This is a genomic window from Mycetocola spongiae (assembly GCF_020424085.1).
In the GTDB taxonomy this organism is placed as follows: Bacteria; Actinomycetota; Actinomycetes; order Actinomycetales; family Microbacteriaceae; genus Mycetocola; species Mycetocola spongiae.
Window position 1 is genome coordinate 2,081,734 of record NZ_CP080203.1, and the last position, 26,113, is coordinate 2,107,846.

Sequence of the window (26,113 nt, forward strand, 5' to 3'; positions counted from 1 at the left end):
CACCCACCGATATCCGCGGAGAACCCGGTCTCCGCGCCGCGAGCGCACACGCCCGCAGGGACTCCCGGACCACGCGCCCACCGGCGGCCAAGTACCCCCGGCCGCGCGCTCGTCGCCACACGCCCCGGGCGGGCGGCGGCACCGCCGCGATCACCGCCGCGGGATCGCCATATGGCGCACCGGCGCCGCGTGCCTAGGCGCTCACATACTCCAGCAGGTCCAGGCCCACGGTGCGCAGCGTCTCCTGCACGGCATAACCGCTACTGAGGTTATCCTCCGTGAACGCGGCCTTCACCGAATAGCACACGCCGGCCCGCTCCCCGCGGACCACCCCGGCCTCGGCACGCAACCCGCGGTCCCGCGTGACCATGGCATAGGCCTCCAGGCCATAGCTGGGGATCCCGTGCGAGAGCGGGTTCAGGCCCAGCGCCCCCGCGATCATGCCGAGGTCGGCCCCGCCGCGAATCCAGCCCACAACCCGCGCGGAAATCTCGGGGCTGACGATCTCGCCGCGATCCAGGCGCCAAAATAATTCGCTGAGTTCGGTCATGGTGGAGCGCGAGAGCGCGGCGCGGCCCGGCAGATCCCAGCGCGCACTCACGCCGTCGAGCAGCCGGGTATGCCGCAGCTTCAGGTCCTGGGCGCGCTGCGCCATGGCCTCCAACCCCACCTGTCGAAGCAATACATTGCTCGCTAAATGATCGTTATGCGCACCGATCAGCGCCGCCACATCGGCCATCGGCAGCCGGTCCTGGGTGAGGGACTGCCAGAGCCCCGCGCCGGCCGCGGCATCGCCGGGTTCGCGAACGAGCATCGGGCCGGGCCCACCATCGCAGCGCACGGCCGCCTCGATCAGCAGCAAAACCTTGCCGATTGAGCCGGTCTGCGCCACAAAATAATCGTCCACCCGCAGCAGCGGTTCGCCCGTGGCGAGGTCGTTCAGGCGCGCGGAGACCCGCACGCCCGCCTGGGCGAGCGTGCCGAGGGCGCCCAGGGCGTGTTCAAAACCGCGGTCGGAAATCTCGGCATCCCGACGGGCGCGCCGGCTACCGGGCGCGATCGGTCCCGACGCCCGCCCCCGCGAGCGCCGGGTAACCCCCTGCTGTGCGTGGGTCACCAGATGGTCACGCGCTGCTCGGGGGCGAGCCACAGGGCATCGCCCTCGTGCACATTAAACGCCTGATAAAACTCGTCGATATTGCGCACGATCTGGTTGCACCGGAACTCATTGGGAGAGTGCGGGTCGATGGACAGCAGGCGGATGGCCTCGGCATCCCGGGACTTCTGTGCCCAGGCCTGGGCCCAGGACAGGAAGAAGCGCTGGGCGCCCGTGAGGTCATCGATGATGGCGGGGTCGCGGCCCTCCAGCGAGAGCACATAGGCGTCCCAGGCGATGGATAGCCCGCCGAGGTCGCCGATATTTTCGCCGATCGTGAGGGCGCCGTTGACGTGGTGATCGGGCACCTGTGCGGGCGCGAGGGCGTTGTACTGCTCGATGAGCGAGGCAGTGCGCTCCTCGAAGGCCGCACGATCGGCCTCGGTCCACCAGTCGGTGAGCTTGCCATCGCCGTCATAGCGCGAGCCCTGATCGTCGAAGCCGTGCCCAATCTCGTGGCCGATAACGGCACCGATCGCGCCGTAATTGGCCGCGGCATCGCGCTTCGGATCGAAGAACGGATACTGCAGGATGGCCGCGGGGAACACGATTTCGTTAAACCCGGGGTTGTAATAGGCGTTGATGGTCTGCGGGGTCATGAACCACTCGCTGCGGTCGATGGGCTTGCCGATCTTGGCAAGCTCGCGATCAAACTCAAATGCGGCACCCGCACGAATATTGGCGATGAGGTCATCGGGGGACACCGCAAGCGCGGAATAATCGCGCCAGACATCGGGGAAACCGATCTTCGGGGTGAATTTTTCGAGCTTCTCCAGCGCGCGCTCGCGCGTCTCGGCGCTCATCCACTCGAGGGTGCGGATGGAGCGGCGATAGGCCTCCACCAGATTGGCCACCAGCACGTCCATCTGTGCCTTGGACTCCAGCGGGAAGTGACGCTCCACATAGACCTTGCCTACGGCCTCGCCGAGCAGGCCCTCCACGAGCGAGACACCACGCTTCCAGCGCTCGCGGTTATCGGGCACACCGGACAGGGTGCGGCCATAAAAATCGAAGTTTTCCTCGACCATATCGGCGCCCAGATACGCGGCCGAGCCGTGTACGATCTTCCAGCGCAGCCAGTCTTTCCAGGCCTCCAGCTCGGGCTCCACGAGTAGCCCGGCGATGCCGGCAAAATAGCTGGGCTGGCGCACCACAAGCTCCTCGAAGGCGCCGGCGGGGGCACCCAGGCCCGCGAGCCAGGTATCAAGAAGCGCGGGGTCTCCGGCCGAGGCAAACTCGGCGCGGGCCTCGGCCCAGGTGAAGAGGTTGTACTGGGCCTGGCTATCGCGCGCCGCCACGTTATCCCAGTGCAGCGCGGCGATGCGGGTTTCCAGGTCAAATACGCGGCGGGCACGACCGGCGGCATCGTCGAGGCCCGCGAGGCCCAGGAGGTTCTGGATATGACCCAGATAGGCCTCGCGGATATCGGCAAATTTTTCCTCGCGGAAATAGCTCTCATCGGGCAGCGTGATGCCCGACTGCTGCATCATGACCAGATAGCGCTCGGGGTTGCCCGGGTCGTTATCTACCCAGACCCCAAAAAAGCCGCCCACTCCGGCGCGGTCCAGGGACGCGGCCGTGCGCACAAACGCGGAGATATCGGATACGGCGTCCACGAGCGCGAGCGTGGGCTCCAGCGGGGTGGCCCCCAGGGACTCGATATGGGCGCTGTCCATATAGCTGGAGTAGAGGTCGCCGATCTTGCGGGCCTCGGTGCCGGGCTCGGCGTGCTGCGATTCCACGATGATATCGCGCACGGCCGCCTCGGCCTCCTCGGCGAGCAGCGAGAACGAGCCCCAGCGCGCCTTATCGGCGGGGATCTCGGTGCGCTCAAGCCACGCACCGTTAACGTGCCTATAGAGGTCGTCCTGCGCCCGAACGGCGCGATCGAGGTCGGATACAGCGATTCCGGAAGCCAGCGACGATTCACTCATAGGTACAGCGTAATCTAGGCAGCCGACACGCGCCCACGGTTTGTAATATCCGGCGGGTATCGCGCGCGTACCGTAGCGTAGGACTCCGTGGCCTCCCTGAATCGTTCCATCCTGCGGCTCGCCGTTCCGGCTCTCGGCGCGCTGATTGCCGAACCCCTTTTTCTTCTCGCCGATACCGCGATGATCGGCCATCTGGGTGTGGAACCCCTCGCGGGTTTGGGCCTCGCCGCCGCGGTATTGCAGACAATCATTGGGCTCATGGTGTTTTTGGCCTATGCCACCACCCCGGCGGTCGCGCGGCGCATCGGCGCGGGTGATGAGCGCGGCGCGGTCTCGGTGGGTGTGGACGGGCTGTGGCTCGCGCTGGGATTGGGCATCGTTTTGGGGGCCGCGGGCGCGCTCCTGAGCCCGACACTCGTGGGTCTATTTCACGCCGCCCCCGGCGTCGCCGCGCAGGCCACCACGTATCTGTCGATTTCGATGGCGGGGATCCCGGCGATGCTGCTGGTTTTTGCCGCGACCGGGCTGCTGCGCGGGCTCCAGGACACGATGACGCCGCTCTGGGTGGCCGGCGCGGGTTTTGCCGCCAATATCGCCCTGAATTACGCGTTTATCTATCTGGCCGGATGGGGCATCGCGGGCTCGGCCGCGGGCACGGTCATCGCGCAGTGGGCGATGGTGGGTGCCTATCTTCTGGTGGTGGCCCGGCACGTGCGGCGCACGGGGGCCGATCCGCGCCCGCATCGCGCGGGCATCGGCGGCTCGGCGCGCGCGGGCGGCTGGCTGCTGCTGCGCACGGCGGCACTGCGGGCCGCGATGCTGCTGGCGATTTTTGTGGCCACGGGCCTGGGCACGCGCGAGCTCGCGGGCTTCCAGCTGGTGATGACCATTTTCTCCACGGTGGCCTTTGCCCTGGATGCGTTGGCCATCGCGGCTCAGGCGCTGGTGGGTAAGGGCCTGGGCTCCTCCGATCCGCTCGGGGTGCGCGCCGTGCTGCGCCGCTGCGTGCTGTGGGGGATCGGATCGGGCGCTGTATTTGGGCTGCTCGTGGCGGCGCTTTCCGGGCCGATCGGCCCGCTGCTCACGAGCGATCCCGCGCTGTCCCGGATGCTCGTGCCGAGCCTGCTGATCCTGGCCCTGGGGGCGCCGCTTGCGGGGTTTGTTTTTGTGCTGGACGGGGTGTTGATCGGCGCGGGTGACGCCCGCTATCTAGCCCTGACCGGCCTGCTTAACCTCGCCTGTTTTATCCCCCTGGCCCTCGCAGTCCTGGCGCGGGGTACGGCCGGCGCGGAGGGGCTCGCCTGGCTCACGGCGGCCTTCGCCCTGGGCTATATCGGGGCCCGCGCGCTCACGCTCGGGCTGCGGGCCCGCGGCACCGCGTGGATGCGCACGGGGGTCTAGCCCGGGCGTTCGCGGCTCAGAGTTCGGCTGAACGCGCGAGCGCCGGGGGTTCCCCGATCGCCGCGATCGAGTGACCTGCACACGGGGTGCGGGTCGCGTCGGCCCGGCGGATGCGGGACAGCGCAAACCAGCGAATATCCGCGCGCAGGCGGCACCAGCCGGCCAGAAACCAGGTGCCGGAGCGCAGGGCAAAAATCATCGGCTCCACCTCGCGCCGCGTTTCGCGCCCGCGGGCATCACCATAGGTGATATTCACGGTGACCTGATCGATCATCGCCTGCTCCAGCGCGGACATGATGCGGCGTTCCGGGGCGGGCCCGGTATCCACCCAGACCCGGCCCGCGAGCGCGGTGGCCCGCCGCCGCGTGGCCGGGTCAAGCACGTCCAGGACCTTGCGCACCGAGGCCCGGGCGGAGTCCGAAAACGGCGCCTGCGCGGCCGCGGCCACCGCCGCATGCAGCGCGAGGGCCTGGGTCGCGGAGAGGCTCACCGGGCTCAGGGTTCCGCGTTCGGTGAGGCCATAGCCGCCCCCGGGGCCGGTTTTTCCCCAGACGGGGAGGCCGCCGGATTCCAGCGCGGAGAGGTCGCGCTTAATCGTGCGAACCGTGACCTCAAATTCCTCGGCGAGCTGCCGCGCCGTGCGGCCGCGCGGGCCCGCGCGGCGCAGGGTCTCGGTGAGGGCGTGGAGGCGCTCGGTCCTATTCATGAACCAAGTTTTGCAGAGATTTCTAATTAGTGAAATGAATAGTGACATACTGCTGTCCACTCGGCGATCGAGGATGGGGAGATGACAACTGATACCCCTACCCCTCTCTCGTTTATTCTGGTTCCCGGCCACTGGCTGGGAGGCTGGGCCTGGGATGCCGTCACCGCCTCGCTGCGGGCCGGAGGCCATACCGTGACCGCCGTGACGCTGCCGGGGTTGGATCCCCGGGATCCCGATCGCGCAGGCCGCACCCTCGCGGATCAGGCCGATTTTTTGCGCGCGGAGATCGCGGCACTGCGGGAAACGGGCACGACCGTTGTCCTGGTGGCGCATAGCGGAGCGGGTTTTCTGGCCTCGCTGCTGCTGGATCGCGAGCCCACGCTGGTGGAACGCGTGGTTTATGTGGATAGCGGCCCCGTTTCCGATGGCCTGGCCTTTAACCCGGCGCTGCCCGCCGAGGTCCACGAGGTCCCGCTGCCCCCGTTTGATCAGCTCCCGGCGAGCCTCGAGGGCCTGGATGAACCGACCCTCGCACTCCTCCGCCAATGCGCCGTCCCGATGCCCGCGGCCATCATCCGCGAGCCGGTAACCCTCGTAAATAACGCCCGCCGCGATGTGCCCTCCACGATCATCTGCTGCTCCTATCCCGCGGAACTCACGATGCGCCTGGCCCGCGAGGGCAACCCGATGATGGCCGAGCTCCTGACCCTCCGCGACCTCACCCTCGTGGACCTCCCCACCGGCCACTGGCCGATGTGGAGCCGCCCGGCGGACCTCGCGTCCGCGCTCCTCACCGCGGCCGCGCCCGCCTAGCCCGCGCTCCGCCCGGTTCCGCGGCCCGGGGCGGGGGTGGGCCCACCCCCGCTACGCGGGGAGAAGCGTGGGTGCCGCCCCCCGGGCGGCGTTTTTGCAGGCATCACCCCCGCTACGCGGGGAAGAGGCTAATTGATCAGGGCTTTAACCCCGGCCCCAACCATTCTGGCATCACTTCGCGCCGGGTCGCTATGCCGCCGGGGCCGCCGCGGGCACCGGGCCCGAGGTATCGCCGAGGATCAGCGAGACCTCAAAATCCGTATCGGCCACGGCCTCGCCCGCGAGCATCGCGAGCACGGTCCGGCCCGCCGCGAGTCCCTTGCCCTGCGCGGGCTGCCAGACGGTGGTTAGTCTTCGCTCGAGCCCGTCCACGCGGATCCCGTCGAAGCCCACCACGCTCAGATCCTCGGGCACCCGCAGCCCTAGCTCCTCGGCGGCGGCCAGCACGCCGCTGGCCAGCAGATCGCTCTGCGCGATGATCGCGGTGGGCCGCAGCTCCCTCTCCACCGAGAGAAGGGCAAGCGCCGCTGCCCTCCCGGCGTCCACCCGGCTGCTGCCCGCGATCATTCCCCCTACCTCGGGGAATACCTCGCGCACGCCGTGCAGGCGCTGCATCGTGGTCTCCACGGTGGCCGTGGCCTCCGCCTCCGGCGTGAGCGGCGCGAGGCGGCGATGCCGGTCCACGCCGAGCGTCACCACGGCCACGCGGGTATGGCCGAGGTCGCGCAGGTGTTGCGCGAGCTGGCGCGAGCCACCCCGGTTATCCACCCGAATATTCACGGCGTCCTCGATATCCGGGCCCTCCACCTGAATCACCGGGATCCCCCGGCAGGCGAGCGTGCGCGCGCTCTCCTGTGCATCGGCGCTGGCACACATCATCACGAGCGCGTCGATTGGGGCGGTGGCCACGGTCACCGAACCCGATTCCGATTCCGGGATCAGCAGTAGCGAGGCGCCGATCTTGGTGAGCTCCTCCGCGAGCCCGTCGAGGGTCTGAATCAGCACGGGATCGCGGAAGGATACCCCGATTCGGTCCGAGATCAGCGCCCCCACGATGCCGCTGGATCCGCGGCGCAGCGATTGTGCGCGCGGATCCGGACCCGCATAATTCATCTCCCGTGCAGTTGCCAGTACCTTTTCCCGCGTAGCATCCGATACCGGGCCGCGTCCGCTGAACGCCAGCGAGGCGGTGGAGGGTGAGACCCCCGCCCGAGCGGCCACCGCGGCCAGCGTTATCCGAGACTGCGCGGGATCATCCCGAGAATCCATGCTGATATCCCCCTCCACCCTCGGCGTGCTTGACCGAAGTCTGTCGTCTCGGATAGCTTAGGCGAAGCGCCCGATCGAAACGATTCGACACCACAAAATGACAGGGAATTCCATGACCACCGACGCCGCCACGCGCCGCCCCCACGCCGAGCTTTTGGCCTGGCGCAATGCCGTGTTTTTTATTTTTGCGCTGAGCGGCCTGAGCGTGGCCAGTTGGGCCTCCCGCGTCCCCGCGATTCGTAATGGCCTCGATATTGATACCGGCACCCTGGGCCTGTTGATCTTTGGCATGTCCGCGGGCGCGATCATCGGCCTCGCCGGTTCCACGGCGTTTTTATCCCTCCTCGGCCCGCGCGCCGGCATCTTTGCATCCTTTACCGTCTCGGCCCTCGGCCTGGCGCTGATCGGAATCGGCGCGGACTCCTCGTTTAGCCTTGTCCTCACGGGCCTGTTTATCTTTGGCTTTGGCAATGGCTCGGTGGACGTCATGATGAATCTGGACGGCGCCGCCGCCGAGATCGAGATTAATAAAACGGTGATGCCCGCGATGCACGCCTTTTTCAGCGTGGGCACGGTGGCCGGCGCGGGCCTCGGCGCCCTCGCCGCGTCCCTGCATATCCCGCTGCTGATCCATGCCTCCGTGATCGCCGGATTCATGGTCGTCTCGGCCGCCGTGGTGGTGCGGTTTATCCCGCATCGCCCGCCCGTCACCCGCGCGCAGGCCGCCGATCTGCCGCCCCGCGGCGAGCGCATTCGCCGTAACCTGTCGGTGTGGAAGAATCCGCGGATGCTGCTGATTGGGCTGGTCATGCTGGGGATGTCCTTCGCCGAGGGCAGCGCCAATGACTGGATCGCCCAGGCGGTCGTGGACGGATATGACCGCCTGCCCGCCGTGGGCGCCGCCGTGTATGCGGTATTTGTCCTGGCCGTGACCGCGGCCCGGTTCCTGGGCGGCCCGCTGATCGACCGCTTCGGCCGCGTGGCCTCCCTGCGGGTGAGCGCGGGCATCGGCGTGCTGGGCCTGCTCTTTTTCATCTTCGGCGGCCAGTTCTGGCTCGCGGTGATCGGCGCCGGGCTCTGGGGCATCGGCTGCGCCCTGGGCTTCCCCGTGGGAATGTCCGCGGCGGCCGAGCACCCCACCGAATCCGCGGCGCGCGTGAGCGCGGTGGCCATGATGGGCTATCTGGCGTTCCTCGCCGGGCCTCCCCTGATTGGCCTCCTCGGTGAGCATTTTGGGCTGCTCTATGCACTGATCCCGGTGCTGATCCTGATGGTGGTGGCCTTCGCCGCGGCCCCCGCCACCCGCACCCCCGAGCATGAGCGCGCCGCCGCTTCCCGCGTTCACTGAGAGTTAGCTGAATAATCTCCCATGGTTCTGTTGCCCCTCGCCCGCCCTCGATACTCTGCCGCTATGTCCCACGGTTATCTTGAGCGTGAAATCACGGAGCCCATCGCACTGTGCCTGGCCTCGGGCGGCCTGAACCCGGAGGCCGTGGGGTTTTCCCGCACGCCCGTGCACGATAGCTCGGCTGTCGGCCGCTCCCGCTTTCCGCGTTCGCGCGGGAGGCGCTGGGAGTATTGGGCGCTGATCACACCCACGCATATCGTGGCGCTCACCGCCGCGAGCCTGGATCGCGGCTCCCGCCATCAGCTCTGGACCCTGGACCGCGCGAGCGGAACCCAGCTCGACCGCACGGTCTTCTCCCCGCTCGGCGGCCACGTGATCCTCCCGGGTAGCCTCGGCGATGGTCCGGTCCGGGCCTGGAGCCGCGATATCGATATCAGCATCGACGAGGTTCCCGGCGGCACCCGCGTGCGCGCCCAGACCGCGCGCGTGCAGCTGGACGCCTTTATTTCCCGCCCCTCGGGCCAGGAGAGTCTCGGGAGCGTCTGCCCGCGCGGCAACGACGGCTTCGACTATATAGTCTCCGATCTGGCGCGCCCGGTCTCGGGTCGGCTGAGCATCGACGGGGTCTCCCATGTGCTGCCCGCCACGGAGTCCTGGGCCATGCTGGATCACGGCCGCGGCCGCAGCGGCTCCCACCCCGGGGGCTGTGGCGCGGCGGCGGGCGTCGAGGCCGGCCGCCGGGTGGGGCTGAGCCTCGGGGAACACAGCGCGTATTTTCTTGATGGTGGCCTGCATCGCCTGGCCGGCGGCGCGGCCTGGAGCGCCTCGGATCGCGCCCCGTGGCGCGTCTCGGGTGAGGCCCTGGATCTTTCCTTCACCCCGTTTGCCAGCCGCCGCTCGCGCGGCAATCCCGGCACCGTGGGCAGCCTCACGCGCCAGCATTTTGGGCACTATACGGGCTGGGTGAGCGGGGAGGACGGCGGCCGCCTGGGGGTTACCGATCTGCTCGGCTGGGCCGAACTCCCCGGCCACTAGCCTCCCGAATTCACACCATATCCACCGCCAGGGCTACGTGGCCGGGCCCGGGGAGCGATACACTCACTGGGTGCGTTTGGTTATTGCGAAGTGTTCCGTGGACTATACCGGGCGGCTGTCTGCCCATCTGCCCCTGGCGACCCGGCTCTTGATGCTGAAGTCCGATGGCAGCCTCCTGATTCACAGTGACGGCGGGAGCTATAAGCCGCTGAACTGGATGAGCCCCCCGTGCACGATCCGCACCGAGGAGCCCTCCGCGGAGGAGACCGAGGCCGGCGTGCAGGAGCTGTGGCGCGTGGCCCACAGCAAAACCGGCGATCAGCTGGTGGTGTCGATCTATCACATCGAGCACGATAGCTCCCATAATCTCGGCGTGGATCCGGGCTTGCAGAAGATGGGCGCCGAATCTCATCTCCAGGAGCTCATGGCCGAGCAGATCGAGATGCTGGGCGCCGGACATACCCTCGTGCGGCGCGAATATATGACCGCGATTGGGCCGGTGGATATCCTCGCCCGCGATGCCGATGGTGGTGCCGTGGCCGTGGAGATTAAGCGTCGCGGCGAGATCGACGGCGTGGAGCAGCTCACCCGCTATCTGGAACTGATGAATCGCGATCCGGGCCTGCGCCCCGTGCAGGGTGTTTTTGCGGCCCAGGAGATCAAGCCGCAGGCGCGCACCCTCGCCGAGGATCGTGGCATTCGCTGCGTCATCCTCGACTATGACGAGATGCGTGGGCTCGACGATGGCGGCTCCCGCCTGTTCTAGCCCCGTCATACCCGTCTGCCCTTTTCCCGGGGAGTTCCGTAAGATGGGGTCCATATGTCCACTCAACTTTCCTCCGCGCAGGCCGATGCCACGAGCGCCGAGAGCACAGCCTGGAGCTGCATCCTCTTTGACCTGGATGGCACAATCGTCGATTCTGCCCCCGGGATCATCGCCCGACTCGCGCTGACCCTCGAGGAGCTGGGCCTGCCCGCCCAGTCCCCCTCCGAGCTCATGCGCTGGGTGGGTCCGCCGCTGCTGGATTCCTTCCGCGATTATGCGGGCCTGGATGAGGCAGGGTCCTGGGAGGGTGTGCACGCCTATCGCCGCCTCGTGGCCTCCGTGGGTGCCTCCGATAATTCCGAGACCTATCCCGGGGTGCCCGAGCTGCTGGGCGCTATTCGCGCGGCGGGTATCCCGCTCTCGCTGGCCACCTCCAAGCCCGAGTCGCAGGCCCTGGATATCCTGGAGCACTTTGGCATGACCGCCGATTTCACGGTGATCTGTGGCGCGAGCGATGACGAGACCCGCAGTGCCAAGGCCGATGTGATCGCCGAGGCCCTGCGCCGGCTCGGCGAGCTTGATGTTGACCTGAGCAACCCGATCATGGTGGGCGATCGCCACCACGATATCGACGGTGCCGCGGCGCATAATATCCCCACCCTGCTGGTGTCCTGGGGCTATGCCAAGCCGGGCGAGGAGGCGGGTGCCCTCGAGGTAATCGCCACCGCCGAGGTCCTCGGCGAGCGCCTCCTGGGCTAACCGGGCACCGAAAACATACCGTTCGGCAAGATAACAGGTTTCCTGGGCCCCGTTCGGTTACGATTTGCTTTGAGTGTGTTCGTCACGGGCGGGCACCGAGCGAGACCCGATTGGATCAGCCATGGCTTCGAATGACTTCGAGAACGACCCCAGCAAGATGAGCAAGAAGGACCGCCGCGAGCACCTTCGCGAGGTGGCCCGCATTCGTCGCGCCGAGGAGTTGAAGCGCAAGAAGCGCAATCGCATCCTCACCCAGATCGGTGTGGTTGTGGGTGCCCTGGCCGTCGTGGCCCTCGTGGTCACGATGATTGTGAACGCCAATGTCGAGGCCAACCGCCCCGGCCCGCAGAACATGGCGAGCGATGGCATCCTCTTCACCAATTCCGCCGACGCCCAGGTTGTTCCCGTGAGCACGCCCGCCACCGCGGCCGGCGAGAAGCCCACCCCCACGAAGCCCGATGCCGATAAGACCAATATCGTGATCTATCTGGACTACCTGTGCCCCCTCTGTAAGCAGTTTGAGGAGGCCAATATCGCGGGCCTGAAGGATATGGTGGGGGCCGGGGATGCCACCCTCGAAATCCACCCGATCTCGCTGCTGGACCGCTTCGCCGCGGGTACCAAGTACTCCACCCGCTCGGCCGCCGCAATGGCCTGCGTGGCGAACTACGCCCCCGATAGCTTCCTCGATGCCAGCGCCGCGCTCTTTGCCGCTGCGCCGCAGGAGAATACCGCCGGACCCAATGACAGCGTGATCGCCCAGACGTTTAAGGACGCCGGCATCAACGATGCCCAGGTGGCCACGTGTGTGACCGATGGTGAGTTCCGCAACTGGGTGGATGCCTCCACCAAGCGCGTCCTGGACGGCCCGCTGCCCAATACCGATGTCGAGAAGGTCACCGGCACGCCCACGATCCTCGTGAACGGCGAGCAGTACGGCCCCACCAAGGGCACCGGCTGGGGCGACTCGAACGACTTCTTCGCCTTTGTGGCCAAGGTCGCCGCTCAGTAGTTTTCCGCCAAAATAGCCGGTGTGGATCAGTCCCTGATCCGCACCGGCTTTTTTCTTGCCCTATATGCCGACATATTGTCGGATACGCTGGAGGGGCATCCACCCCCAACCTCTGGAGCACCCCGTTAAGATCACACCCCGCGGCTTCTTCCGCGTCATCGCCATCGCCGAGGCCGTCACCTGGACCCTCCTGATCACCTCCCTGATCCTCAAATACGGATTCCATGCGAATCCCCTTGTCACCACGATCGCCGGCGGCCTGCACGGCGTGGTCTTTATCACCTATGCACTGACCTCGGTCCTGGTGGGTGTGAACCAGCGCTGGTCGCTGGGTCTGATCGCCTTCGCCGTGGCCACCGCCGTGGTGCCCTATGCCACGATCCCCTTTGATATCTGGGCCGATCGCCGCGGCCGCCTGGACGGCCCCTGGCGCACCGAGCCCTCCGCGGACCCGCGCGATGCGGGCTGGATCGCGCGCCTCCTGCGCTGGATGCTGACCCACCCCAAGACCCTGGTTACGCTTTTTATCGCGGCCGTGGTGATCATCACCACCACACTGCTGCTGATCGGCCCGCCCGGCGGAAGCCACTAGCTGAGCATTACCCGTATGGCGGTCGTATTTTTTCTGGTGTGGCCACCCGCGGGGGCGTAGTCTGGGCTCATGGTTAACCCGGCAATTGAACTCACCCGCATCGACGGCACCACCCAGCCCCTCGGCGATTATGCGGGGAAGGTGCTGCTGGTGGTCAATCTTGCGTCCAAATGCGGCTTCACCCCGCAGTATGAGCAGCTTGAGGCCCTCCAGGAAAAATACGCCGACCGCGGGTTCACCGTGCTGGGTTTCCCCTCCAATCAGTTCCTGCAGGAGGGCGGCTCGGATGAGCAGATCGCCGAGTACTGCTCGGTCACCTGGAACGTCACGTTCCCCGTGTTCTCCAAAACCAAGGTCAACGGCCGCAATCGGCACCCGCTTTATAAGGAGCTCGTGACCGCCCCGGATTCCGCGGGCCTGCGCGGCCCCGTGCTGTGGAACTTCGAGAAGTTCCTCGTGCTCCCCTCGGGCGAAATGCACCGCTTCCGCAGCACCACCCTCCCCGATGATCCGGCGATCATCGCGCTCATCGAGGGCGCACTGCCCACCGCCTAGCCCGGCCCCCTTCCACGCCCGCCCCCGCCCGCCGGGGGCGGGCTTTTTGGACTCCGGTACCTCCCGGAGGCGTCAAATCCCGGCGAACCCACCGCGTTTGCCGGGGCATTGGTTAGGATCGTGGCATCGGACCGAAGCCGCGCCGATGCGGCCGAGCGAGGGGTAACCGCACGTGAATAACCAAGATCAACCCGAGGATTCCGCGCTCCTGGCCGCATTTGAGAGCGGTGCCCGCACGCTCGGGTCCGCGCCCAGCCCGGCCCCGCCCGCCCCGGCACCCGTCCCGGAGCCGCTCGCCCCGCTCCCGCCCGAGGCGGAGTCCTTTCCCGCGGAACTCCCGCGCGGCAATCCGTGGATTATCCTGCTCTGGGTGCTTTCGACCACCCTGATCCTGGGCAGCTTCCTGCTGTTATGGGGCATTAATGGCGCCAACGACGGCGTATTTAGCCTCGGCGGCTTCGACGGCTATTCCCTGGATTCCGCGCCCACCACCGATTACACCACCCAGGCGCTGATCGGGGCATTTGCCCCCCGGCTGCTTCCCGTGGGCGTCCTGATCCTCGCCGGGCTCATATTCCGGCTGGCCCTGCGCCGCGATCGCACGGGGGCGCGCGCATGAGCTCCCCCGCCGCCGAATTCTCTACCCTCGGCGGGCGCATCCTCGATAATATTGGCGCCGTGCTGGATGGCAAGCCCGAGGCGGCCCGGATGGCGCTGATCGCCCTGCTCGCGGAGGGCCACCTGCTGATCGAGGATGTCCCGGGGGTGGGTAAGACCGTTCTGGCCCGGGCGTTGGCGGCCTCGGTGGAGTGCTCGGTGCGCCGGATCCAGTTCACCCCGGATCTGCTGCCCTCGGATATCACGGGTGTCTCGGTATTTAACCGGGCGGAGGGCTCATTTGAGTTTCAGCCGGGCGCGATTTTTGCCCACCTGGTGATCGCCGATGAGATCAACCGCTCCTCCCCCAAGACCCAGTCGGCCCTGCTGGAGGCCATGGAGGAACGCCAGGTCACGATCGACGGCCAGACGCATCCCCTGCCGCGCCCGTTTACGGTGGTGGCCACGCAGAACCCGCTGGATATGGAGGGCACCCATGCGCTGCCCGAGGCCCAGCGCGATCGCTTCATGATGCGTATCGCAATGGGCTATCCCGATGCCGAGGCCGAGCGAGAGATGCTCGCGCGGCGCGAGTCGCATAACCCGCTGGATACGCTGCGCCCGGTGATCTCCCGTGCGGAGCTGAGCGAGCTGATCACCCGGGGCCGGAATATCTATGTCTCCCCCCTCGTGGAGCGCTATGCGGTTGCGCTCGTGCGTGCCACCCGCACCCATCCCGATCTGCGGCTCGGGGCGAGCCCGCGGGCCACGCTTCAGCTCGTGCGCGCAGCCAAGGTGCACGCGGGACTCGACGGGCGCGAGTTTATTTTGCCCGATGATATTGTGGCGCTCCTGGTGCCGGTGCTGGCCCATCGGCTGGTTCCGTTGCCGCGCGTTTTGACCGAACAGGATCCCTCGGGTGCGCGTGCGATCACCGAGATCCTGCGCTCGATCCTGGCCACGGTTGCCGTGCCGCGCGCGGGCTCCGTGCGCCCATGAGCGCGGCGGCCCGGGGCCCGGTGCTGCGTGCGCGCGGTATCGGGGCCCTCGGTTCCGGCGCGGCCGCCCTCGGCGCGGGGCTGATGCTGCCCAGCCCGCAGCTGGGTGCCGCGGGGGTTTTCCTGCTCACGGCGGTGCTGGGTTCGCTGCTGATGCTGCTGATTCCCCTCGGTGGCGCGGTGGTGACCCGGTCTCTCGGGACATCCTCGCCGCGGGTGGGCGAGCGCGTCCGGGTCGGGGTGCGCCTGAGCGGTCGCGCCGCGTTTTTTGCGCGCGCGGCGCGCTGGGAGGACGGTACCGCGCATCCAGCGGGCGTGGCCCGCCTCGAACAGACCGGGCGCGGGCGCTCCCGCAGCCTCGCGTGTAGCTATGAATTTATGCCGCAGCACCGCGGCGAGCACCGGCTGGGGCCGCTGCGCATGATCCGCGCCGATCCCTTCGGGTTTGCCGAGCGCTCCGTGCTCCTGGGCGATACGGCGATACTCACCGTCCTGCCCCGGGTGCTGTCCGTCCCGCTCCCCGGGGTGTCCGCGGCGGGCATCGCCGAGGGGCTGACCGGCGGCGGTACCGCGGCCGGGCACAGCGATCTTTCGGCACGACCCTATGTTCCCGGGGATTCCCCGCGTCGCGTGCACTGGAGGGCCACGGCACACCGCAATCAACTGATGGTGCGGCAGGAGGAGCCGCCGGTGGCCCCGCTGATCTGGCTGGTGCTGGATACCGCGCACGCCCACTGGGCGCTCACGCCCGGCCCGCGGCCCGGGGCCCTGCCGCTCTTTGAGCGGGCGGTTTCGGTCGCGGCCGGTGCCGTGGAGCAGGTGGCCGAGTCCGGCGGGCGCGCGCGGCTCCTGGGTGCGGGCGGCCTCGACTGCGTGTTTGGCGGCGCGGGTGTATCCGCGGGTCCGCAGCGTGCCCGGCGCGCGCTGGCCACGGTCTCCACCCGGTTGCCCGGCCCGGCGTTCCCGCGCTCACCGGGGGGCGAACCTGCCTCCACGGTGATCGCGGTGGTGGGCGCGCTGGATATGGCCTCCACGCGGGAGCTGCTGGGCCTGGCCCGCGGGGCCCGCCGCGCCATCGTGCTGGCCCCGGCCGGGCTCGGCGCGGGACCGCGGGACGCGCTCCTCGCGGCGGGCTGGCGGGTCGTGGATCTGTTGGCGGATGCCGAGGCCGGGGCCGCCCGCCGGGAGGTGCACCCGTGAGCCGGCCGGTTCTCCCGGTGCGTCCGTGCGCCACCCGGGAGTGGCGGATCGCGGCGGCCACGCTCGCGGTACTGGCCGCGGGCCTCTGGGGGTTTGGCCCGGTATTTGCCGGGAGGGGCTGGTGGTGGGTATCCGTGGCGGTGGCCGCCGTAATTCTGCTTATTATCGGGCTGATGCGGCAGGGTTTATCGCCAAGAATGCGGCGGGCCCTCCCGCGGGAGCTGCTCGCATGGGGTGCCGGGGCGCTCACGGGAGTGCTGCTGCTCACGGCGCTCTGGGCACCCCGCACGGCCCTGTGGGGCGTTATTCCCACCCCGTCCACCCGCGCCGGAATCTCCGAGGTGATCGGCGCGGGCCTCGCGGAACTGGCCGCGGGCCGCGCGCCGATGCAGGTGTCCTGGAACGTGACCCTCCTCACCGCGCTCATCGCCGCGGTCCTGATTCTTATCCTGTCCGCCCTCACCCTGCTCGCCGATGCCGCGCTGCCCGCGGCGCTGCTCGCGGGCGCACTGGTGCTGGTGCCGCTGGTAGCCATTGCGCCCGGGTTTGATATGCCCACGTGCGTGCTATGCGCCGTGGCCACGCTGTGGCTCCTCGCGGAGTCCACGGCCCGAAGGGCCGAGCGCCGCGATCGGGTGATCCTCCGCGCGCGCGGGAACCGCCCGGTTGCCCTGGGCCTCGGAGCCGTTGCCCTGATCACAACCCTCGTAATCACACCCGCTCTCCCGGTCCCCACCGCTCCCCCCGGTTCCTCGGGTTCCGGCATTCGCGGGCAGTGGGCGGGCGGGGTAGATCCGCTCGTGGAGCTCGGGCGCGAACTCACCCGGCCCACCCCCACGGTGGCCCTCACCTATCGCACGGACGCGGCGCGGGCCCCGTATCTGAAGCTACTTAATATCGAGGATCTGGGCGGCGATATCTGGGGCCCCACCCCGTTTAGCGGGGAACCCCTGAATCTCCTGGACGGTTTTGGTCCCGTCCCCGGTCTTGCCGCGGATACTCCCGCTGCGCCATTTGCGATGGATATCACGATTGTCTCGCTCTCCGCCGATCGGCTTCCCCTGCCCTATCCCGCCCGCGCGGTGAGCGGGCTTCCCGGAGATTGGCGCTGGGAGGCCGCCGGCCTCACCGCCTATGCCTCCGCCACCACCACCCTGGGGCAGTCCTATCATGTGGAGGCGCTTAGTCTCTCGCCCACGGCCGAGCAGCTGCGCGAGGCCACAACACCGGTTGATGCCGAGTGGGCCGCACCCTATCTCGCCGTCCCGGAGGCCCTGCCCCCGATAGTCCTCGAGACGGCACACCGCGTCGCGGCCGGGGAGGCGGGGAATTATGATCGCGCCCTCGCGCTGCAACGCTTCTTCCGCTCGGAGTTTAGTTATTCCGAAGAGGCCCCGGTGGGGGACGGCCCAAACGGCGGCGCCGCCTCCGCCCTCGAGGGTTTCCTGGAGCTTCGCCGCGGCTATTGTGTGCATTTTGCCTCCGCCATGACCATCATGGCGCGGCAGCTGGGGATCCCGGCCCGCCTCGCGCTGGGCTATCTGCCGGGTATTGCCGAGTCCGATCCCGATACGGGGCAGCGACGCTATGCGGTCTCCAGTTCGCAACTGCATGCGTGGCCCGAGCTCTATTTTGAATCCGTGGGGTGGGTCCCGTTTGAGCCCACGGCCTCGCGCGGTACCCCCACCAATTTTGCCTCGGCCTCCACCGCGCTCCCGGCACCCCCGACGGTGCCCGCTCCCGTGCCGACGCCCGGCACGCAGGTTCCCACGCCCGGAACCGACGCCGGTACCGCGCCCACCGGTCAGGCTGCGGCCGGCGCCGGCTTAGACCTCACCCGGATTATCGGCGGTGGTCTGATCGCGCTGGTGGCCGCCCTGATCCTGCTTGCCCCGCGGCTACTGAGGCTTCGACGCACGGTGCGGCGTGGCCGCCACTCCCTCGCCTCGGGCACGCCCGCCGCGGGCGCCTGGGAGGAGCTGCTGGACCGGGCCACGGATCTGGGACTGGCGCCGGACGCTACCCGGACCCCGCGCGCCTTCGCGCGAGACCTGGCGGCCACGCTGCCGCCCGCCCCCGCCGCGCTCTGGTCGCTGCTTGAGGCCGTGGAGCGGGAGTCCTATGCCCCTCACCCCGACCCCGCGGAGCCAACGCGGCCGCCCATATTGCTGCTGCGCGAGGTCACGCGCTATCTGCACCGGGCCTCTCCCCGCCGCACCCGCATTTATGCCTTCCTGCTTCCGCGCTCGGTACTCGGCACCCGCCATAAACCCTCGGGATAACCACGGCACCAAACGGCAAGATCGAAGGCCTCTGTACCCCGTGACGACCGCGCATGCCTGCCACTCGCCGACGCTGGTCTAACATCCTGGTGCCTGTGGGCTGGTGTTGGCTAAACAGAAAGGCCTCCCCATGGAAGCCCCACACACCCAACCAGTGCGCCCGGTAAACAGGAAAGGCCTCCCCCAGGAGACCCCCACGCGCCCAACCAGTGCTTCCGGTAAACAGGAAAGGCCTCCCGCAGGAGGCCACCACACCCCCAACCGGTGTGCCCGTGAAACAGGAAAGGCCTCCCCCAGGAGGCCACCTACACACAACCAGTGTGCCCGGTAAACACGGAAGGCCTCTCCCGGGAGACCATCACGGGCCCAACCAGTGCGTCTGTTAAACACGAAAGACCTCCCGCAGCAAGCCACCTACACACAACCAGTGCGTCTGTTAAACACAAAAGACCTCCCGGAAGAGGCCAACACACACCCATCCTGGGTGTGCGTGTTAAACACGAAAGGCCTCCCGCGGGAGGCCACCACACACCCCCTTGTGGTGTGTGTGTGTTAAATGGAAAAGGCCACCCTCACGGGTGGCCTCTTCACGAAAATAAGTCCGGCGGTGTCCTACTCTCCCACAGGGTCCCCCCTGCAGTACCATCGGCGCAAAGAGTCTTAGCTTCCGGGTTCGGAATGTAACCGGGCGTTTCCCTCTCGCTATGGCCGCCGAAACAAACATAGACATATCAATCACGAATCAAACAACACACCACACAAAAGTGGCTTGTTGTTTGGTTCTCGACCGTACATCGAGAACCACTCAGTGGACGCAAACATCACTCTGGACCCCAGACACCAACCTTTAAAAACTGTGTCTGAGTAATGATTATCAAATTATCGGCTTATTAGTACCGGTCAGCTTCACGAGTCTGTAGTCCTCGCTTCCACATCCGGCCTATCAACCCAGTAGTCTACTGGGAGCCTCTCCCCCTAAGGGATGGAAATCTCATCTCGAGGCCGGCTTCCCGCTTAGATGCTTTCAGCGGTTATCCATCCCGAACGTAGCTAATCAGCGGTGCTCCTGGCGGAACAACTGACACACCAGAGGTTCGTCCAACCCGGTCCTCTCGTACTAGGGTCAGATCCTCTCAAATTTCCTGCGCGCGCAGCGGATAGGGACCGAACTGTCTCACGACGTTCTAAACCCAGCTCGCGTACCGCTTTAATGGGCGAACAGCCCAACCCTTGGGACCTACTCCAGCCCCAGGATGCGACGAGCCGACATCGAGGTGCCAAACCATGCCGTCGATATGGACTCTTGGGCAAGATCAGCCTGTTATCCCCGAGGTACCTTTTATCCGTTGAGCGACAGCGCTTCCACAAGCCACTGCCGGATCACTAGTCCCGACTTTCGTCCCTGCTCGACTTGTCAGTCTCACAGTCAAGCTCCCTTGTGCACTTACACTCGCCATCTGATTGCCAACCAGATTGAGGGAACCTTTGGGCGCCTCCGTTACTTTTTAGGAGGCAACCGCCCCAGTTAAACTACCCACCAGGCACTGTCCCTGAACCGGATCACGGTTCGAAGTTAGATATCCAATATGACCAGAGTGGTATTTCAACTTTCGACTCCACACACACTAGCGTGCATGCTTCAACGTCTCCCACCTATCCTACACAAGCCACACCGAACACCAATACCAAGCTGTAGTAAAGGTCACGGGGTCTTTCCGTCCTGCTGCGCGTAACGAGCATCTTTACTCGTAATGCAATTTCGCCGAGTTCACGGTTGAGACAGCTGGGAAGTCGTTACGCCATTCGTGCAGGTCGGAACTTACCCGACAAGGAATTTCGCTACCTTAGGATGGTTATAGTTACCACCGCCGTTTACTGGGGCTTAAATTCTCAGCTTCGCCTTACGGCTAACCGTTCCTCTTAACCTTCCAGCACCGGGCAGGCGTCAGTCCGTATACATCGTCTTGCGACTTAGCACGGACCTGTGTTTTTAGTAAACAGTCGCTTCCCACTGGTCTCTGCGGCCCAAACACGCTACCTGGAGTAAATCCATTGACATGCTAGGCCCCCCTTATCCCGAAGTTACGGGGGCATTTTGCCGAGTTCCTTAACCGTGATTATCTCGATCTCCTTAGTATTCTCTACCTGACCACCTGAGTTGGTTTGGGGTACGGGCAGCTAGAACCTCGCGTCGATGCTTTTCTTGGCAGCATAGGATCATCGGATCATACCCTTACGGGTTCCCCTTCAATTCTCAGCCTATATGGGAGACGGATTTGCCTATCTCCCGGCCTACAATCTTGGCCTAGGACAACCATCGCCTAGGACCGACTACCTTCCTGCGTCACACCTGTTAATACGCTAACCGCACCAGATCGGGTCGTGTGCGTTGCCATAAAGCTCCACCCCGAAGGGCTCGGTCATCATGGTTTCGAAACACTTAGCAGTACTGGATTAGCTTGGGCGGTTCTTCGCCGGTACGGGAATATCAACCCGTTGTCCATCGACTACGCCTGTCGGCCTCGCCTTAGGTCCCGACTTACCCAGGGCGGATTAGCCTGGCCCTGGAAACCTTGGTCTTTCGGAGGACGGGTTTCTCACCCGTCTTTCGCTACTCATGCCTGCATTCTCACTCGTGTAGCCTCCACGGCTGGTTTACACCGCCGCTTCGCTGGCCACACGACGCTCTCCTACCCATCAATACGGCTGGACCACGAAGGCCTACCAAAAATATTAATGCCACAACTTCGGTGGCGTGCTTGAGCCCCGTTAAATTGTCGGCGCGGAATCACTTGACCAGTGAGCTATTACGCACTCTTTCAAGGGTGGCTGCTTCTAAGCCAACCTCCTGGTTGTCTCTGCAACTCCACATCCTTTCCCACTTAGCACGCGCTTAGGGACCTTAGATGGTGGTCTGGGTTGTTTCCCTCTCGACAATGAAGCTTATCCCCCACTGTCTCACTGCTGCGCTCTCACTTACCGGCATTCGGAGTTTGGCTGACGTCAGTAACCTTGTAGGGCCCATCGGCCATCCAGTAGCTCTACCTCCGGCAAGAAACACGCAACGCTGCACCTAAATGCATTTCGGAGAGAACCAGCTATCACGAAGTTTGATTGGCCTTTCACCCCTATCCACAGCTCATCCCCTCAGTTTTCAACCTAAGTGGGTTCGGTCCTCCACGTGCTCTTACACACGCTTCAACCTGGCCATGGATAGATCACTTCGCTTCGGGTCTAGGACATGCGACTGAATCGCCCTATTCAGACTCGCTTTCGCTACGGCTTCCCCTCACGGGTTAACCTCGCCACATATCACTAACTCGCAGGCTCATTCTTCAAAAGGCACGCCGTCACCCCAACAAGGAGGCTCCGACGGTTTGTAAGCAAACGGTTTCAGGTACTATTTCACTCCCCTCCCGGGGTACTTTTCACCTTTCCCTCACGGTACTTGTCCGCTATCGGTCATCTGGGAGTATTTAGGCTTATCAGGTGGTCCTGACAGATTCACACGGGATTTCTCGGGCCCCGTGCTACTTGGGATACTCTCCACACGATTACGTCATTTCAACTACCGGGCTGGCACCGTCTCTGGCTGGCCTTTCAAGACCATTCGTCTATAACGCTCTCTAATGTTCGACCATCGGCAGATGATCCTGGAAAGTCCCACAACCCCGAACATGCAACTCCTGCCGGATATCACACATGCTCGGTTTAGCCTGATCCGCGTTCGCTCGCCACTACTGACGGAATCACTATTGTTTTCTCTTCCTGTGGGTACTGAGATGTTTCACTTCCCCACGTTCCCTCTACCCGCCCTATATATTCAGGCGGGAGTCACTACGTCATGTTGCCACGCGCAGCGGGGTTTCCCCATTCGGAAATCCTCGGCTCACAGCTTGTTTATCAGCTCCCCGAGGCTTATCGCAGATTACTACGTCCTTCTTCGGCTCCAGATGCCAAGGCATCCACCGTTTGCTCTTAAAAATTTGAAATCACATGAGTATAAAAATCGATCAAACCTAAAAGAAATCTCTTAGAAATTGACCAATGATCTATAAATAGATCATCTTATTATCAAAACAAAACCATAAAGGCTTTGAATTTTAAGATGCTCGCGTCCACTGTGTAGTTCTCAAAGTACGGGCGGTACTAAAACATCACGACAAAAAATGTCCCTCAGCTTTAGCCCAGAAGGCCGTCCGAAACAAAATTTCGGCCCGGTCCCTCAGGACCCAACAACGTGCACCTGCACACTCCATCCCATACAGCGTTCCCATCCTCAAAGAAGACGTACTAACCACACAAAACTTCATGCACAGCAATGTCAATGTTCCACCCATGAGCTCCCAGCAGAAACAGTCGTTCTGATCTGGGGCCTGGACACATAAAGTGCCAGTTGCTCCTTAGAAAGGAGGTGATCCAGCCGCACCTTCCGGTACGGCTACCTTGTTACGACTTAGTCCTAATTACCAATCCCACCTTAGACGGCTCCCTCCCTTACGGGTTAGGCCACCGGCGTCGGGTGTTACCGACTTTCATGACTTGACGGGCGGTGTGTACAAGGCCCGGGAACGTATTCACCGCAGCGTTGCTGATCTGCGATTACTAGCGACTCCGACTTCATGAGGTCGAGTTGCAGACCTCAATCCGAACTGGGACCAGCTTTTTGGGATTCGCTCCACCTTGCGGTATCGCAGCCCATTGTACTGGCCATTGTAGCATGCGTGAAGCCCAAGACATAAGGGGCATGATGATTTGACGTCGTCCCCACCTTCCTCCGAGTTGACCCCGGCAGTATCCCATGAGTTCCCACCATAACGTGCTGGCAACATAGAACGAGGGTTGCGCTCGTTGCGGGACTTAACCCAACATCTCACGACACGAGCTGACGACAACCATGCACCACCTGTATACCGACCTTGCGGGGCGACTATCTCTAGCCGTTTCCGGTATATGTCAAGCCTTGGTAAGGTTCTTCGCGTTGCATCGAATTAATCCGCATGCTCCGCCGCTTGTGCGGGCCCCCGTCAATTCCTTTGAGTTTTAGCCTTGCGGCCGTACTCCCCAGGCGGGGAACTTAATGCGTTAGCTGCGACACGGAGACCGTGGAATGGTCCCCACATCTAGTTCCCAACGTTTACGGGGTGGACTACCAGGGTATCTAAGCCTGTTTGCTCCCCACCCTTTCGCTCCTCAGCGTCAGTTACGGCCCAGAGATCTGCCTTCGCCATCGGTGTTCCTCCTGATATCTGCGCATTCCACCGCTACACCAGGAATTCCAATCTCCCCTACCGCACTCTAGTCTGCCCGTACCCACTGCAGGCCCGAGGTTGAGCCTCGGGTTTTCACAGCAGACGCGACAAACCGCCTACGAGCTCTTTACGCCCAATAATTCCGGACAACGCTTGCACCCTACGTATTACCGCGGCTGCTGGCACGTAGTTAGCCGGTGCTTTTTCTGCAGGTACCGTCACTTTCGCTTCTTCCCTGCTAAAAGAGGTTTACAACCCGAAGGCCGTCGTCCCTCACGCGGCGTTGCTGCATCAGGCTTTCGCCCATTGTGCAATATTCCCCACTGCTGCCTCCCGTAGGAGTCTGGGCCGTGTCTCAGTCCCAGTGTGGCCGGTCACCCTCTCAGGCCGGCTACCCGTCGTCGCCTTGGTGAGCCATTACCTCACCAACAAGCTGATAGGCCGCGAGTCCATCCCCCACCGAAATTCTTTCCAACCCCCACCATGCGGTGGAAGTTCATATCCGGTATTAGACGCCGTTTCCAGCGCTTATCCCAGAGTGGAGGGCAGGTTACTCACGTGTTACTCACCCGTTCGCCACTAATCCACCCAGCAAGCTGGGCTTCATCGTTCGACTTGCATGTGTTAAGCACGCCGCCAGCGTTCGTCCTGAGCCAGGATCAAACTCTCCGTAAATGTTTATCTCCACGACTAAAAGCCGGGACATTTTATGCCGAACCCGCCCGGAATAGGACGAGAACTGCGAGTTTGAAACTGACAGAACAAATCATTACTGACTTGCTTTGTTGTTTAAATGTTTTCCAAAGGAATCTCCACCACTAAAAAGTGGCCGAGGTTTTTGGCATTTGACATTGTGCACGCTGTTGAGTTCTCAAGGATCGGATACTCCCCATTTCCACACCACAAACGGGTGCTTCTCCTAGGGGTCACGATATACATCACCATCCACCACGAACTCGCTTCCAAAACCTAAAGGCTTTGAGTGGGGCATCCGAAGTGAAGGATTCCCATCCTGCCACACAAACACAACCGAAACAAGTTCAGAATATTTGGTGGGGATGATCCCCGCTTGAGGCCGACCCGCATTCCGCTTGGCCGCACCTTTGGGGTGATAGGTAAAACTATACGTGCGATCCACAGAAGCGGCAAATCGACCCCGTCGCTAGGCGTGTCGCGGTCATTTTGAGGCCCTCGGCGAGGCTTGTATATAAGAGGGACCACTTCCGGGCTCTCGCCCAGGCATCGGAGGGCATCAGAATCGTGGCGTTCGCGGCAATATTGGCGATTGGGAATGTTTTCCCGGGTGCGTCGGTTCCGGTAATTGATTCATTTGAATACTTTAAGAAAGAGGCATGATGTCTACACCGCTCGAACTCGGGCTTGATACCTTCGGCGATGTGACGGTGGACGCGGCGGGGACCCCGCTCTCCTCGGCGCAGGTCATTCGCAATGTGATCGCGGAGGCCGAACTTGCCGACTCCGTGGGCGTGGACTTCATCGGCATTGGCGAGCATCACCGCGATGACTTCGCCATCTCCGCTCCCGATATGGTGCTGGCCACGATTGCCGGCCGCACCGAGCGCATTCGCCTCGGCACCGCCGTAACCGTGCTCAGCAGCGACGACCCGGTTCGGGTATTTGAGCGCTTTGCCACACTGGATGCGGCCTCCTCCGGTCGCGCCGAGGTGATTCTGGGTCGGGGCTCCTTTACGGAGTCGTTCCCGCTCTTCGGTTTGGACCTCGCCGATTATGAGGTGCTCTTTAACGAAAAGCTGGACCTGTTCTCACAGCTCCTCACCGAGAAGCCGGTGAGCTGGGAGGGCACACACCGCGCACCCCTGCATAATCAGGATGTTTTCCCGAAGACCGAGTCCGGCTCGCTTAAGACCTGGATCGGCGTGGGAGGCAGCCCGGAATCGGTGATTCGCTCCGTGCGCTATCGCATCCCGATGATGCTGGCCATCATCGGCGGTGACCCGGCGCGCTTTGCCCCCTATGTGGACCTCTACCACCGGGCACAGGACGAGCAGGGCCTGCCGCATATGCCCCTGGGCACCCACTCCCCCGGTCATATTGCCGCCACCGATGAGCTCGCGCGTGAGCAGCTCTGGCCTCATTTCCGGGAGAACCGCAACCGCATCGGTGCCGAGCGCGGCTGGCCTCCCGTGACCGAACGCGAATACGTGGAGGAGATCGAACACGGCTCGCTCTATGTGGGCTCCCCCGAAACGGTCGCGGCGAAGATTGCCAAGACAGCCGGCATTCTGGGCCTGGATCGCTTTGACCTGAAATATGCAAGCGGGCCGATGCAGCACGAGACGCTCCTGGAGAGCATCCGCCTCTACGGCACCGAGGTCATCCCGGCCGTACGCGAGATCCTCGCCCGGGGCAAATAGCCGGGCCTCCCCGGGGCACCCCTGGGGATGCTCCCGGAGCGG

Annotated in this window: 18 protein-coding genes and 3 rRNA genes; 14 read left to right on the forward strand and 7 right to left on the reverse strand. The window is 64.5% G+C overall.

Going from position 1 to position 26,113, the window contains the following annotated elements; translation table 11 throughout:
- Window positions 1-193 precede the first annotated feature (193 nt).
- Both KXZ72_RS09450 and KXZ72_RS09455 read right to left on the reverse strand, forming a co-directional pair.
- Window positions 194-1,117 (reverse strand): serine hydrolase, encoded by a 924-nt coding sequence (locus KXZ72_RS09450; RefSeq protein ID WP_226080530.1) that lies wholly within the window; start codon window positions 1,115-1,117, stop codon window positions 194-196.
- Complete coding sequence (locus KXZ72_RS09455) at window positions 1,114-3,090, reverse strand: M13 family metallopeptidase (RefSeq protein WP_226080531.1); 1,977 nt, start codon at window positions 3,088-3,090, stop codon at window positions 1,114-1,116. The genes KXZ72_RS09450 and KXZ72_RS09455 overlap by 4 nt, the downstream gene beginning before the upstream one ends.
- A gap of 87 nt (window positions 3,091-3,177) precedes the next feature.
- Here KXZ72_RS09455 and KXZ72_RS09460 point away from each other — a divergent pair, with 87 nt between their 5' ends.
- A complete protein-coding gene (locus tag KXZ72_RS09460) occupies window positions 3,178-4,491 on the forward strand; it encodes an MATE family efflux transporter (protein WP_226080533.1) in 1,314 nt (437 codons plus the stop codon).
- A gap of 16 nt (window positions 4,492-4,507) precedes the next feature.
- On the opposite strand, the gene KXZ72_RS09465 is transcribed toward KXZ72_RS09460, so the two are convergent.
- Window positions 4,508-5,197: a helix-turn-helix transcriptional regulator gene (locus tag KXZ72_RS09465; RefSeq protein ID WP_226080535.1), complete on the reverse strand. Its 690-nt coding sequence runs from the start codon at window positions 5,195-5,197 to the stop codon at window positions 4,508-4,510.
- A gap of 81 nt (window positions 5,198-5,278) precedes the next feature.
- Between KXZ72_RS09465 and KXZ72_RS09470 the strand changes: the two genes are divergently transcribed.
- Window positions 5,279-6,010, forward strand: a complete 732-nt coding sequence (locus tag KXZ72_RS09470; protein ID WP_226080537.1) for an alpha/beta fold hydrolase — start codon at window positions 5,279-5,281, stop codon at window positions 6,008-6,010.
- Between the two features lie 189 nt (window positions 6,011-6,199).
- Here the strand turns inward: KXZ72_RS09470 and KXZ72_RS09475 are convergent, their stop codons facing one another.
- Window positions 6,200-7,279, reverse strand: coding sequence for a LacI family DNA-binding transcriptional regulator (locus KXZ72_RS09475; RefSeq protein ID WP_226080543.1), 1,080 nt, complete (start codon window positions 7,277-7,279; stop codon window positions 6,200-6,202).
- A 112-nt stretch (window positions 7,280-7,391) separates the two neighbouring features.
- Between KXZ72_RS09475 and KXZ72_RS09480 the strand changes: the two genes are divergently transcribed.
- The 11 genes from KXZ72_RS09480 (at window position 7,392) to KXZ72_RS09530 (ending at window position 18,423) form a co-directional block, all read left to right on the forward strand.
- The gene (locus tag KXZ72_RS09480; RefSeq protein ID WP_226080544.1) at window positions 7,392-8,627 is read left to right on the forward strand and encodes an MFS transporter; all 1,236 of its coding nucleotides are present in this window, start codon (window positions 7,392-7,394) and stop codon (window positions 8,625-8,627) included.
- Between the two features lie 63 nt (window positions 8,628-8,690).
- Window positions 8,691-9,662 carry a DUF2804 domain-containing protein gene (locus KXZ72_RS09485; RefSeq protein ID WP_226080549.1) on the forward strand — a complete coding sequence of 324 codons (972 nt, stop codon included), beginning with the start codon at window positions 8,691-8,693 and terminating at the stop codon, window positions 9,660-9,662.
- Between the two features lie 70 nt (window positions 9,663-9,732).
- Window positions 9,733-10,428: an endonuclease NucS gene (nucS, locus tag KXZ72_RS09490; RefSeq protein WP_226080552.1), complete on the forward strand. Its 696-nt coding sequence runs from the start codon at window positions 9,733-9,735 to the stop codon at window positions 10,426-10,428.
- A 54-nt stretch (window positions 10,429-10,482) separates the two neighbouring features.
- Window positions 10,483-11,187 (forward strand): HAD hydrolase-like protein, encoded by a 705-nt coding sequence (locus KXZ72_RS09495; protein WP_226080555.1) that lies wholly within the window; start codon window positions 10,483-10,485, stop codon window positions 11,185-11,187.
- Between the two features lie 121 nt (window positions 11,188-11,308).
- On the forward strand, window positions 11,309-12,199 hold the full coding sequence (locus KXZ72_RS09500; RefSeq protein WP_226080556.1) for a DsbA family protein: 891 nt from the start codon (window positions 11,309-11,311) through the stop codon (window positions 12,197-12,199).
- A gap of 64 nt (window positions 12,200-12,263) precedes the next feature.
- Window positions 12,264-12,791 (forward strand): DUF3817 domain-containing protein, encoded by a 528-nt coding sequence (locus tag KXZ72_RS09505; protein ID WP_226080558.1) that lies wholly within the window; start codon window positions 12,264-12,266, stop codon window positions 12,789-12,791.
- A gap of 69 nt (window positions 12,792-12,860) precedes the next feature.
- Window positions 12,861-13,346, forward strand: coding sequence for a glutathione peroxidase (locus KXZ72_RS09510; RefSeq protein ID WP_226080562.1), 486 nt, complete (start codon window positions 12,861-12,863; stop codon window positions 13,344-13,346).
- A 172-nt stretch (window positions 13,347-13,518) separates the two neighbouring features.
- The gene (locus KXZ72_RS09515) at window positions 13,519-13,965 is read left to right on the forward strand and encodes a hypothetical protein (RefSeq protein ID WP_226080564.1); all 447 of its coding nucleotides are present in this window, start codon (window positions 13,519-13,521) and stop codon (window positions 13,963-13,965) included.
- On the forward strand, window positions 13,962-14,942 hold the full coding sequence (locus KXZ72_RS09520) for an AAA family ATPase (RefSeq protein WP_226080566.1): 981 nt from the start codon (window positions 13,962-13,964) through the stop codon (window positions 14,940-14,942). The genes KXZ72_RS09515 and KXZ72_RS09520 overlap by 4 nt, the downstream gene beginning before the upstream one ends.
- On the forward strand, window positions 14,939-16,141 hold the full coding sequence (locus KXZ72_RS09525; protein WP_226080569.1) for a DUF58 domain-containing protein: 1,203 nt from the start codon (window positions 14,939-14,941) through the stop codon (window positions 16,139-16,141). The genes KXZ72_RS09520 and KXZ72_RS09525 overlap by 4 nt, the downstream gene beginning before the upstream one ends.
- A complete protein-coding gene (locus KXZ72_RS09530; protein WP_226080571.1) occupies window positions 16,138-18,423 on the forward strand; it encodes a transglutaminase family protein in 2,286 nt (761 codons plus the stop codon). The genes KXZ72_RS09525 and KXZ72_RS09530 overlap by 4 nt, the downstream gene beginning before the upstream one ends.
- Window positions 18,424-19,022: 599 nt before the next feature.
- On the opposite strand, the gene rrf is transcribed toward KXZ72_RS09530, so the two are convergent.
- The 3 genes from rrf to KXZ72_RS09545 all read right to left on the reverse strand — a co-directional run bounded on the left by rrf (window position 19,023) and on the right by KXZ72_RS09545 (window position 24,350).
- Window positions 19,023-19,139: ribosomal RNA gene (gene rrf, locus KXZ72_RS09535) — 5S ribosomal RNA — on the reverse strand.
- A 154-nt stretch (window positions 19,140-19,293) separates the two neighbouring features.
- Window positions 19,294-22,415: ribosomal RNA gene (locus KXZ72_RS09540) — 23S ribosomal RNA — on the reverse strand.
- Between the two features lie 415 nt (window positions 22,416-22,830).
- A 16S ribosomal RNA gene (locus tag KXZ72_RS09545) occupies window positions 22,831-24,350 on the reverse strand.
- The 16S, 23S and 5S rRNA genes sit together here, the layout of an rRNA operon.
- 680 nt (window positions 24,351-25,030) lie before the next feature.
- Here KXZ72_RS09545 and KXZ72_RS09550 point away from each other — a divergent pair.
- Window positions 25,031-26,071: an LLM class flavin-dependent oxidoreductase gene (locus KXZ72_RS09550; RefSeq protein ID WP_226083498.1), complete on the forward strand. Its 1,041-nt coding sequence runs from the start codon at window positions 25,031-25,033 to the stop codon at window positions 26,069-26,071.
- Window positions 26,072-26,113 lie beyond the last annotated feature (42 nt).